The organism is Aestuariivirga sp., from assembly GCF_044239095.1.
In the GTDB taxonomy this organism is placed as follows: domain Bacteria; phylum Pseudomonadota; class Alphaproteobacteria; order Rhizobiales; family Aestuariivirgaceae; genus Aestuariivirga.
Genome location: NZ_JBIICB010000141.1, coordinates 1 through 10,529 on the forward strand (window position 1 = coordinate 1; position 10,529 = coordinate 10,529).

Genomic DNA, 10,529 nt, shown 5'->3' on the forward strand with positions numbered 1-10,529 from the left:
AGCCCACTTCGCGCGCCGCCGCCTTGAGGCCATCGAAGGCGGGCGGAAGACCCACCCGCGCGATGGCGCTCCAGCTCGTGGCCGCGCCGAAACGGAAGGCGTGAGGCGTCTCGGTGATCCCCTTCAGGCCGTCGATGCCGGAGAGGTCGACAATGGGCCGCGCCAGCGGGCGGCCGGCATGGGCAGGAAACACATCGGTGCCGCCGCACATCGCAAGCGCGCCGGGGGCGGACATGGCGATCGCTGCCTCCTCGATGCTGCGGGGCCTTGCATACACGTCGAAATTCTCGCTTTCAGAGCTGCCGGATTGTGTCGCCTGCGGGCTTCCATTGTCAATGAATTCCCGCGCGCCGGTGAGCTGTCCTGCGCTATAGGTGGCCACTAGAGCATGATCCGCAAAAGTGGAAACCACTTTTGCGGATCATGCTCAAGCCATTTAACTTGCGCGAGTTCTTTTCGACCAGGTGATTCCACCTGGTCGGAACGCGCGCTAACACGGAGAGACCGATTCACCATGGCGCAGCCTGATTTCACCGCAGCGGCCAGCCTGTTGCTGGGCAACTGGTCAGCCACCACCCGCATGCCCGCCCTGCCGGATGCGATGCGCCCCCGCAGCCGGGCGGAGGGCTATGACGCCGCCGCCGCCGTGGCGCGGCAGAGCGGCAGCGCGGTGGCGGGCTGGAAGATCGCCGCCACCAGCGAGGCGGGCCAAAAGCACATCAACGTCGACGGGCCGATCATTGGCCGCATCCTGCAGAGCAGGCTGATGGCGCCCGGCGCGGGCGTGCCGCTTGGCGGCAACATCATGCGCGTGGCGGAAGCCGAATTCGCCTTCGGCTTCACCAGGGACCTGCCGCCCCGCACCCTGCCCTATTCGCAGGACGAGGCCCTCGATGCCGTTGGCTCGCTGCATCTCTCGATCGAGGTGCCGGACAGCCGCTACGGGGATTTCACCAAGGTGGGCGCAGCCCAGCTCATCGCCGACACGGCCTGCGCCTGCTGGCTGGTGCTGGGCCCCGCCGTTGCGATGCCATGGCGGCACATCAACCTCTCCGAACACGCTGTAAAGGGCTCCATAAACGGCAAGCCCGTGGCCGAGGGCACGGGCAAGGCCGTGCTGGGCGACCCGCGCAAGGCGCTCACCTGGTTCGTGAACGAGGCCTCGAGCTATTGCGGGGGCGTCAAGGCCGGGCAGTTCGTGACGACGGGAACCTGCATCATACCCATGGCCATCAAACCGGGCGACGAGGTGAGCGTGGACTACGGCGAACTCGGCGCCATCGCCTGCAGGATCGCATGATGCGGAACCTGACACCCCAACCGCTGACGCGCGAGGCCTTCGCGCCCTTCGGCGACGTGATCGAGCTGGAGGGTTCAGCCCCCATCACCATCAACCAGGGCTTCGCCCAGCGCTTCAACGACCTCGCGCATGTGGATGTGAGCCGCGAGGGCGGCGAAACCAACATCAGCCTGTTTGTGGGCCAGCCGCGCGCCTTGCCGATCGCGATCAGCCTGATGGAGCGCCACCCGCTTGGTAGCCAGCTGTTCTTTCCCCTTCAGGATCTGCCGTGGCTGGTGCTGGCCGCCGGAGACGTGCACGATACCTCGAGCTTCCGTGCCTTTACGGCGTCTGGCCGCCAGGGCGTCAACTATGCGCGGAACGTCTGGCACCACCCGTTGCTGGTCCTCGACGCGGCAAGCCGCTTCCTGATCGTCGACCGCAAGGGGCCGGGCAACAATCTCGAGGAAGTGTGGCTGGGGGACGGCGCCGCCTTCACGCTCACACCGTAACCCGCTCGTGCACCTTTTGGCCCCTGACATAGGTGGCGCTCACCGCCCGGTCATCCCCCAGGATCATGAGCGAGAACAATACGTCCTCGAGCGAGGCTGACACGTCCTGCCGGCTCGCCAGCACCGGCGTGGCGCAGGGATCAAGCACGACGAGGTCTGCGTATTTGCCAATCTCGACCGCACCCGTCTCATGCGCGATCCCGAGGCGCCCGGCATTGCCGCGCGTGGCCATGGCAAAGAGTTCAACCGCCGACGGCTTGTAACCGCCCAGCATCTGCACCTTGTAGGCTTCGCCAAGCGTCGCCAGCATCGAATAGCTGGTGCCGCCGCCGACATCGGTCGCAACACCGAGGTGCACGGGGCGGCCTGCCTTGCTGAGATGCGGCATGGACATCAGCCCCGAGCCGAGGAAGGTGTTGGACGTGGGGCAGTGGATGACGCTGGCACCGGCTTCGGACAGCCGCGCGCATTCACGCTCCGAGAGATGAATGCCATGGGCGAAGAGACTGTGCGCGCCCAGCAGGCCGAAGCGGTCATAGACGTCCACATAATCCCTGGCATCGGGGAACAGTTGCTTCACGAAGGCGATCTCGCCGGGGCTTTCCGAAAGATGCGTCTGCATCAGTGCGCCCGGCAGCGAGGCGAGGAGTTCGCCCGCGACCTTGAGCTGGGCCTCCGATGAGGTGATGGCGAAGCGCGGCGTCACCGCATAGCGAAGCCGCCCCCTGCCATGCCAGGCGCGGTAGAGTTCTTCCGATTGACGCGCACCTGTTTCGGGGTCGTCCTGGACGGCGGGGATGGCGTTGCGGTCCATCAAGGTCTTGCCGGTGACGAGCGCCATGCCCTTCTGTTCCGCCGCAGCAAAGAGCGCATCAGCACAGGCCTTGTGCACGGAACAGAAGGCGAGTGCCGCAGTGGTGCCATGCTGAAACAGGCGGGAGAGAAAAACCTCCGCCGCGGCGGCGGCATAGGCCGGATCGGCGTAGCGGCTTTCTTCAGGAAAGGTGAAGCGGGTGAGCCAGTCGAGCAGGTCCTTGCCCGGCGCCGCGAGCATGCGGTACTGCGGAAAGTGGATGTGCGCGTCGATGAAGCCGGGCATGACGATCCTGTCGCCATGATCGTCCACCGGCGCCTGGCGGAAGGCATGCGGCAACAGCGGCAGCGGGCCTGACCAGAGGATCGTGCCGTCGTCACCGGTGGCGATGGCGCCCTTGCGCTCATGCAGTGCTGCGCCCTCCGGCGAGAAGCTCAGGACCTGCCCCTTGATGACGCGCGTCATGGCGACACCCTGTCCTCGATCCTGAAGCGGAAGATCCGGCAGACCTGGGCCAGCGCGCCTGCGAATTCCGCCTCCCGCTCATTGCCCACGCGCACAGCGAAGCTCTCGAGGATCATGTGCTTGGTGGCGCCTTTCACCGCGAAGATGAAAGGAAAGCCGAAGCACGACTTGTAGCGTGCGTTGAGTTCGGAGAAGCGGGCGAATTCCTCCTCCGTCAGGCTATCGAGACCAGCACCCGCCTGCTCCCGCGAGGAGTCCTGCGTGAGCTTCGCCTTCGTCGCCAAGTCGGGGTGAGCGCAGATGAGGGCCAGCTGCGCATCCCGGTTGGCGGCGCGGATGGCGCGCTCGAAGGCGGCAATCATCTGATCGCGGTTGTGGAAGGGTCGGAAGCTCTGCGCCTCGCGCGCCACCCAGGGGGAATGCTCCGCAACATCGCCAAAGGCGTCGAGGAAGGCCTGCGGGCTCAGGGCGTTCACGCTGGAGATGGTGATCATTGCCTGGCGATCCATGTTCCGAGCTTGGCGCGCTCCTCATCCGTCATCTTCGTGCGGTTGGCGAGCGGCATGGCCTTGTTCTGTACCGCCTGAACGGAAATCTGCGCGGCATAGCGCTTCAACTCTGCCAGCGTTTCGAGGTGTACGCCCTTGGGCGCCACCTTGATGGTGGCATCGCTGGGGTTGGCGGCGTGACAGGTGGCGCAGCGGGTCTGGACGATCGTCAATGCCTCTTGGTCCGTCACCTCGCCCGGAAACAGCAGCAGCTTGGCGGGCTGCGTCAGCAGCAGTGCGAAGGCCAGTGCCGTGCCGATCAGCGGCAGCGTCCAGGCGATGTCGCGGTGTTGATCGCCCACTTCGGTGCGCACCAGGAAGTGGCGCAACAGCCCGCCGCCGAGGATGATGAGGCCCGCCAGCAACCATGCCTGCGGGTGATCCGTCACCATCGGGAAATGGTTGGAAATCATGGCCGCGAGCACGGGCAGCGTCAGGTAGGTGTTGTGCAGCGAGCGCTGCTTGCCGGTGGCGCCCAGTGCGGGGTCCGGCTTCCCGCCCTTGAGCAGCGCCGCCGTGATCTTGCGCTGGTTGGGAATGATGACCATAAACACATTGGCGGCCATGATGGTGCCGATCAGCGCGCCGATGTGGATGAAGGCGCCACGCCCCGAGAACAGGCTGGCATAGGCAAAGGAGAAGGCCAGCAGCATCACGAACAGGCTGACAGCCAGCGCCGCGGTGTTGCGCCCGATGGGCGAACGGCAGAGTGCGGTATAGATCACCCAGCCAAGGACCAGGCTAGCGGCCGAGATGGAAATGGCCTGCCACGGCGCAAGGTCACGCACATTCGGATCGATCAGATATGTATCTGCCTGAATGTAGTAGAGAACGACGAGCAGCAGGAAGCCCGTGACCCAGGTGAGATAGGCCTCCCATTTGAACCAGATCAGGTCCTTCGGCAGCGTCTCGGGCGCGGTGAGATATTTCCGCACGTGGTAGAAGCCGCCGCCATGCACCTCCCACGCTTCGCCCGCGACACCTGAGGGAAGACCCGGCGCCTTGCGGAGGGAAAAATCCAGCGCCACGAAATAGAAGGACGTGCCGATCCAGGCGATGCCGGCAATCATATGGGCCCAGCGGAGCAACAGGTTGGCCCAATCGAGGGACAGCACGGGTTGCGCCGTGAGCCACCAGGCGAGCGCCAGTGCGACGAAGATGACCGGCAGCGTCCAGCCGATCTTGGAGAGGGGATCGCCCACCTCATGCCGCACCAGGAAATGGCGGAGCGCTGCGCCGCCGATGAAGACGAGACCCACGAGCAGCCAGGCATTGGGCGCGTTGGTGAGCATCGCGAAATGGTTGCTGATCATCATCAGCAGGACGGGGAGTGTGAGATAGGTGTTGTGCAGCGAGCGCTGCTTGCCGATGGCGCCGAGGCGCGGATCTGGCGTCTCGGCCTTCAGCAGTGCTGCCGTGATCTTCCGCTGATTGGGGATGATGACCATGAAGACGTTGGCCGCCATCATCGTGCCGGCGATGACCCCCACATGAATGAAGGCGCCACGCCCTGAAAAGACATGCGTGAAGACATAGGCAAAGGCGAGGATGAGCGCGAAGACGCATGAGGCGAGCAGCGCCGTATTCCGCCCGATGGGCGAACGGCAGAGGCCGTCATAGATGGCCCAGCCCAGAACGATGGAGACGAGCGAGATGAGGATCGCGGCCCAGGGCGATATGTCGAGTACGGCGGGGTCGATCAGGTTGGCGCGCGCATCGAGATAGTAGACGGCGGCGAGCAGCAGGAAACCCGTGACCCAGGTGAGATAAGCCTCCCACTTGAACCAGGTGAGATGCTCCGGCATGCGGGAGGGTGCCGAGAGGTATTTCTGGACGTGGTAGAAGCCGCCGCCGTGCACCTCCCATGCCTCGCCGCGCACCCCATCCGGCAGGCCACCGCGCGACTTCAGCGAGAAATCGAGCGCCACGAAATAGAAGGACGTGCCGATCCAGGCGATGCCTGCGATCATGTGGCCCCAGCGGATGAGGAAGTTCAGCCAGTCGGCGATGAAGGGCTCGGGCATGGGCTTTCACGAATGCGCCTGCCGGGGATTGTTTCCCGCGGCAGGCGCTGGCTTGCGTTATGCGCGCTTACTGCGGCAGCTTGTCGTCGATGCCCTTCACATACCAGTTCATGCCCAGGATGTCGCCATCGGGCAGCGGCTTGCCGGCCTCGCCCACGACGGTTCCATCCTGCTTGGTGATGGGTCCGGTGAAGGGATGCAGCTTGCCGGTCTTGATGGCCTCTGCGGTTTCAGCCGCGGCCTTGGCGACGTCTTCCGGCAGGTTGGTGTAGGGCGCCATGGCCACTGTGCCATCGGCCATGCCGTCCCACGAGGATTCAGACTTCCATGTGCCGTCGAGCACCTGGCCGACGCGGCGCACGTAGTAGGGCGCCCAGTTGTCCACGATCGCGGTGAGCTGCGCCTTGGGCGCGAACTTGATCATGTCAGAGGCCTGGCCGAAGCCCACGGCACCAGCCTTCTCAGCCTCCTGCAGCGGGGCCGCGGAGTCCGTGTGCTGCGAGAGCACGTCGGCGCCCTGGCTCAGCAGAACCTTGGCGGCGTCCGCTTCCTTGCCGGGGTCGAACCAGGTGTTGGCCCAGACGATCTTGACCTTGAAGTCCGGGTTCACCGACTGCGCGCCCAGCATGAAGGCGTTGATGCCGGCGATGACCTCCGGGATCGGGAAGGAGGCGATGTAGCCCGCCGTGCCGGTCTTGGACACCTTGGCCGCGATCTGGCCGATCACATAGCGGCCTTCATGGAACTTGGCGTTGAAGGTGGTGACGTTATCGGCCGTCTTGTAGCCGGTGGCGTGTTCGAACTTCACGTCCGGATACTTCTGGGCCACCTTCAAGGTGGGCTCCATGAAGCCGAAGGAGGTCGTGAAGATGATGTTGCAGCCATCACGCGCCAGGCGCTCGATCGCACGCTCCGAATCGGCTTCCGGGACGCTCGCCACATAGGCGGTCTCGACCTTGTCGCCATAGGCGGCCTTGACGGCCTCGAGGCCCTGGTGGTGCTGGTAGGTCCAGCCGAAATCCTCGATCGGGCCGACATAGACCCAGCAGGCCTTGGTGGCGGCCGTGGCCGATGCCGAGGCGGCCCCGAGCGCCAGGATGGCGGCCGCGGCCGACATGAGCAGTTTCTTCATTTTCGACGTCTCCTTGTTCAGTCAGTTTCTTAACGGTCAGGCACGAAGGGCCGGCCGAGCGAGGCCGGCGTGTTCTTCCTCATCATCACCCGGTTTCCGGAGATGATCACGAGTACCGCGATGGTGACGAGGTATGGCAGCGAATTCAAGAACTGGGCCGGTATTCCCCAGCCTTTTGTTTGGACAACAAAGGACAGGATCGAAATTGTGCCGAAAAGATAGGCACCAAGCAATACCCGCCAAGGCAGCCAGGAGGCGAAGACAACCAGCGCCAGGGCGATCCAGCCGCGGCCCGACGTCATGTTCTCGATCCACTGCGGGGTATAGACGAGCGACAGGTAGCCCCCCGCGATGCCCGAACAGGCGCCGCCAAACAGAACGCAGGCATACCGCACCTTGATGACGTCGTATCCCAGGGCATGGGCCGAGGCGTGGCTGTCGCCCACCGCGCGCACCACCAGGCCCCATTTGGTGCGGAAGAGAAACCAGGAGACCGCGGCCGTCAGCACCACGGCAAACGGAATGAGCGGGTCGATGCCCGCGATGCTCGGGAGCTTGACGCCGGGTTGGCCGACGAAGGCTTCGCCGATCTGCCCCGAAAGGCCAAGCCCGAGCAGCGTGAGCGCCAGCCCCGTGGCGACCTGGTTGGAGACCAGCGTCAGCGTCAGGACACCGAAGAGCAATGACATGACCATGCCCGCCGCAATGGCCGCGAGAAGCCCCAGCCAGGGCGAGCCCGTGTAGAGCGCCGCGCCAAAGCCCGAGACCGCGCCCATGACCATCATGCCCTCGACCCCGAGGTTCAGGACACCTGACCGCTCGACCACCAGTTCGCCCAGCGCCGCGAAGAGAAGCGGTGTCGCTGCCGTCAGGATGATGAAGATAACACCTGAATCCATGGCCCTACCCCGCCGCCCTTGCTGCCGCCGTGCGCGCCGTCTCGAGGCGCACGCGGTAGAGGATGAAGGTGTCGCAGGCGAGCAGGAAGAACAGCAGGATGCCCTGGAACACCTTGGCGATCTTGTCGGAAATGCCGAGCGAGACCTGGACGCTCTCGCCGCCGATAAAGCTCAACGCCAGAAGCAGGCCCGCCACGATGACGCCCAGCGGGTTGAGCCGGCCGAGGAAGGCCACGATGATGGCCACGAAACCGTAGTTCGGCGAATAGGGCGTCTGCAATTGCCCGGATGTGCCCATCACGTCGCTCGCCCCCGCAAGGCCTGCCAGCGCACCGCTCAGCAGGAAGCAGAACAGCACGGAGCGCGGGCCCGAGAATCCGGCAAAGCGCCCGGCACGGGGTGCAGCCCCGATAACCTGCAGTTCGAAGCCCTTCAGCGTGCGCGCCATGACGACGGCAAGCACGAGCGCCACGATGAGCGCAAAGAGCGCGCCCAGGTGAACGTCGCCCCAGCGCGGCAGCAGCTGCCAGCCGGCGAAATTGACCGATTTCGGAAAATTGAATCCCTCCGGATCGCGCCAGGGCCCCCGCACCAGCCAGTCGAACAGGTAATGCGCCACATAGACCAGCATCAGCGACGTCAGGATCTCGTTGGTGTTGAACCTGATCTTGAGCAGGGCCGGTATCGCCGCCCAGGCCATGCCGCCCATGACGCCCAGCGCCAGCATTACCACCATCACCTCCGGTGTCTGCCACGAGGTGAAGAACACGGGGATCATCCCCGCCAGCAGCGCGCCAAGAATGAACTGGCCTTCGGCACCAATGTTCCAGACATTGGCGGCATAGCAAACGGCAAGGCCAGCCCCGATCAGCACAAGCGGCGCCGCCTTGGCGATGAGCTGCTCGCGCGACCATGGATCGGTCAGCGGCTCAATGAAGTAGACATAGAGCCCCTCGAAGGGATTGATACCCTTAAGCGCAAAGATCACCCCGCCCGCGATGACGGTGAGGCACAGCGCGATGACGGGCGAGAGCAGCGCCATCTTCGCCGATTGCTCCGCCCTCTTCTCAAGCACCAGCCGCATGGGCTTTCTCCTTCGCTTCATGCGCGCCCGCCATCAGGAGCCCGATCCTCTCGGCACTGAGGCCCGCGGCCGGATAGGCCTCGGAGAGCTCGCCACGCGAGATGACGGCGATACGGTCGGCGATCTCGAAGATCTCGTCGAGATCCTGGCTGATGACGAGCACCGCCGAGCCCTCCCTGGCAAGGTCGACGAGCGCCTGCCGGATGGTGGCGGAGGCGCCCGCGTCAACGCCCCATGTCGGCTGGTTGACGGCGAGTATGCCGGGTTTCCGGTCCAGCTCGCGGCCCATGACGAATTTCTGCAGGTTGCCGCCCGACAGGGCGCGCGCTTCAGGGTCGGGCTTTCCCATGCGCACGTCGAATGTCTTGATGATGCGGGCGCTCAGCGCTGTGGCCTCATCACTGCTCACCAGGCCGGATCTGACCAGCCCGGCATCGCAGGCGTGGCGCGTGAGCACGACATTCTGCGACAGGGTGAAGCCCGGCACCGCGCCGTGCCCCAGCCGTTCCTCCGGCACGAAGGCAGCACCCGCCTGGCGCCGTTCGTTGATGCCGGTCTGCCCCATGGGCTGGCCGTCGATCAGCAGCATGGAGGCGGAGGCGAGCATGCGCTCGCCCGAGACCGCATCGAAGAATTCAGACTGGCCATTGCCGGCCACACCCGCGATGGCCACCACCTCGCCGGCCTTTACCTCAAGAGATACGCCCTTGAGAGCGACCGAGAACGGCCCGTCGGCGGCCAGGCTCAGGTCGACGAGGCTCAGGCGGGTGCGAGCCTGCCCGGCGTGTTTCGTCTCCCCGTCCGAGGGCCTCACCACGTGGATGTCGCCACCGACCATCAGCCGGGCGAGGCTTCCAGCCGTCTCCTGCGTGGGGTCGACGTTGGCCACCACCTTGCCGTGGCGCAGGATGGTGGCATTGTGGCAGAGGCGCTTCACCTCCTCCAGGCGATGCGAAATGTAGATGACCGCGCAGCCTTCTCCCGCCAGCCGGGCCAGCGTGACGAAGAGCTGGTCTGCCTCCTGAGGCGTGAGCACCGCGGTCGGCTCGTCCATGATGAGCAGCTTCGGCTCCTGCAGCAGGCAGCGCACGATCTCGATCCGCTGGCGCTCGCCCACCGACAGATCGGCGACAACGGCGGAGGGCTCGAGCGGCAGGCCATAGTCACGCGACACGCGGGTGATGCGCTCGGCCAGTTTCTTCATGTCGAAATCGCCTGGCATGGCGAGCGCGATGTTCTCGGCCACCGTCAGCGCCTCGAACAGCGAGAAATGCTGGAAGACCATGCCGATACCAAGCTTGCGCGCCGCTGCCGGGCTGGCGATGGCGACGGGCTTGCCCATCCAGCGGAACTCGCCGCTTGTCGGTTGCAGCGCGCCATAGATCATCTTGACGAGCGTGGACTTGCCCGCGCCGTTCTCGCCCAGGAAGGCGTGGATCTCGCCGGGCTTTACCTTCAGCGTCACGCCGTCATTGGCTTTCAGCGTGCCGAAGACCTTTGTGACGTGGAGCGCTTCAAGGAGATATTCCATGCCGTCAACCTGCATTTCTGGCAGGCAGATTGCCTTGCGCCGGGGCGGCTGACAATGCTTCGTCGAGCGTTATCACCTGCGCTGCCACGGAAACGGCAATCGCGGCGGGCAGCTTGGAGCGGATGCCGCCGACCCCGATGGGGCAGATCATAGCCGTGATCCGCGCGTCATCCACCCCGGCCTCACGCAGGCGCCGCGTGAACCGCGCGCGCTTGGTGGCGCTGCCGATGACGCCCACATG

General features: G+C 65.1%; 11 protein-coding genes. 2 read left to right on the plus strand and 9 right to left on the minus strand.

Annotated elements, in window-relative coordinates; translation table 11 throughout:
- Positions 1–382 (minus strand): FAD binding domain-containing protein (locus ACILRA_RS13340; RefSeq protein WP_395662586.1); only part of this gene is annotated, 382 nt, incomplete at its 3' end.
- A 132-nt stretch (positions 383–514) separates the two neighbouring features.
- Between ACILRA_RS13340 and ACILRA_RS13345 the strand changes: the two genes are divergently transcribed.
- Together ACILRA_RS13345 and ACILRA_RS13350 are read left to right on the plus strand one after the other, a co-directional pair.
- Complete coding sequence (locus tag ACILRA_RS13345; protein WP_395662587.1) at positions 515–1,300, plus strand: 2-keto-4-pentenoate hydratase; 786 nt, start codon at positions 515–517, stop codon at positions 1,298–1,300.
- Positions 1,297–1,791 carry an ureidoglycolate lyase gene (locus ACILRA_RS13350; RefSeq protein WP_395662588.1) on the plus strand — a complete coding sequence of 165 codons (495 nt, stop codon included), beginning with the start codon at positions 1,297–1,299 and terminating at the stop codon, positions 1,789–1,791. The genes ACILRA_RS13345 and ACILRA_RS13350 overlap by 4 nt, the downstream gene beginning before the upstream one ends.
- Here ACILRA_RS13350 and guaD read toward each other — a convergent pair.
- The 8 genes from guaD to ACILRA_RS13390 all read right to left on the minus strand — a co-directional run.
- Positions 1,781–3,070, minus strand: coding sequence for a guanine deaminase (guaD, locus tag ACILRA_RS13355; protein ID WP_395662589.1), 1,290 nt, complete (start codon positions 3,068–3,070; stop codon positions 1,781–1,783). The two genes, ACILRA_RS13350 and guaD, sit on opposite strands and share 11 nt — an antisense overlap.
- Positions 3,067–3,564: a 2-oxo-4-hydroxy-4-carboxy-5-ureidoimidazoline decarboxylase gene (uraD, locus tag ACILRA_RS13360; RefSeq protein WP_395662590.1), complete on the minus strand. Its 498-nt coding sequence runs from the start codon at positions 3,562–3,564 to the stop codon at positions 3,067–3,069. The genes guaD and uraD overlap by 4 nt, the downstream gene beginning before the upstream one ends.
- Positions 3,561–5,642, minus strand: a complete 2,082-nt coding sequence (locus ACILRA_RS13365) for a urate hydroxylase PuuD (protein ID WP_395662591.1) — start codon at positions 5,640–5,642, stop codon at positions 3,561–3,563. The genes uraD and ACILRA_RS13365 overlap by 4 nt, the downstream gene beginning before the upstream one ends.
- Positions 5,643–5,709: 67 nt before the next feature.
- A complete protein-coding gene (locus tag ACILRA_RS13370) occupies positions 5,710–6,774 on the minus strand; it encodes a BMP family ABC transporter substrate-binding protein (RefSeq protein WP_395662592.1) in 1,065 nt (354 codons plus the stop codon).
- Positions 6,775–6,803: 29 nt separating this feature from the next.
- On the minus strand, positions 6,804–7,673 hold the full coding sequence (locus ACILRA_RS13375) for an ABC transporter permease (protein ID WP_395662593.1): 870 nt from the start codon (positions 7,671–7,673) through the stop codon (positions 6,804–6,806).
- Between the two features lie 4 nt (positions 7,674–7,677).
- Entirely contained in the window at positions 7,678–8,757 is a 1,080-nt protein-coding gene (locus tag ACILRA_RS13380) for an ABC transporter permease (RefSeq protein ID WP_395662594.1), read from the minus strand.
- The gene (locus ACILRA_RS13385; protein WP_395662595.1) at positions 8,741–10,288 is read right to left on the minus strand and encodes an ABC transporter ATP-binding protein; all 1,548 of its coding nucleotides are present in this window, start codon (positions 10,286–10,288) and stop codon (positions 8,741–8,743) included. The genes ACILRA_RS13380 and ACILRA_RS13385 overlap by 17 nt, the downstream gene beginning before the upstream one ends.
- 4 nt (positions 10,289–10,292) lie before the next feature.
- The coding region (locus tag ACILRA_RS13390; RefSeq protein ID WP_395662596.1) for an XdhC family protein at positions 10,293–10,529 on the minus strand (237 nt) is incomplete at its 5' end.

Bases quoted from the DNA above. Each gene is read 5' to 3' on its own strand.
- ACILRA_RS13345 (WP_395662587.1), top strand. From the start codon at position 515: ATGGCGCAGCCTGATTTCACCGCAGCGGCCAGCCTGTTGCTGGGCAAC.
- ACILRA_RS13350 (WP_395662588.1), top strand. From the start codon at position 1,297: ATGATGCGGAACCTGACACCCCAACCGCTGACGCGCGAGGCCTTCGCG.
- guaD (WP_395662589.1), bottom strand. From the start codon at position 3,070: ATGACGCGCGTCATCAAGGGGCAGGTCCTGAGCTTCTCGCCGGAGGGC.
- uraD (WP_395662590.1), bottom strand. From the start codon at position 3,564: ATGATCACCATCTCCAGCGTGAACGCCCTGAGCCCGCAGGCCTTCCTC.
- ACILRA_RS13365 (WP_395662591.1), bottom strand. From the start codon at position 5,642: ATGCCCGAGCCCTTCATCGCCGACTGGCTGAACTTCCTCATCCGCTGG.
- ACILRA_RS13370 (WP_395662592.1), bottom strand. From the start codon at position 6,774: ATGAAGAAACTGCTCATGTCGGCCGCGGCCGCCATCCTGGCGCTCGGG.
- ACILRA_RS13375 (WP_395662593.1), bottom strand. From the start codon at position 7,673: ATGGATTCAGGTGTTATCTTCATCATCCTGACGGCAGCGACACCGCTT.
- ACILRA_RS13380 (WP_395662594.1), bottom strand. From the start codon at position 8,757: ATGCGGCTGGTGCTTGAGAAGAGGGCGGAGCAATCGGCGAAGATGGCG.
- ACILRA_RS13385 (WP_395662595.1), bottom strand. From the start codon at position 10,288: ATGGAATATCTCCTTGAAGCGCTCCACGTCACAAAGGTCTTCGGCACG.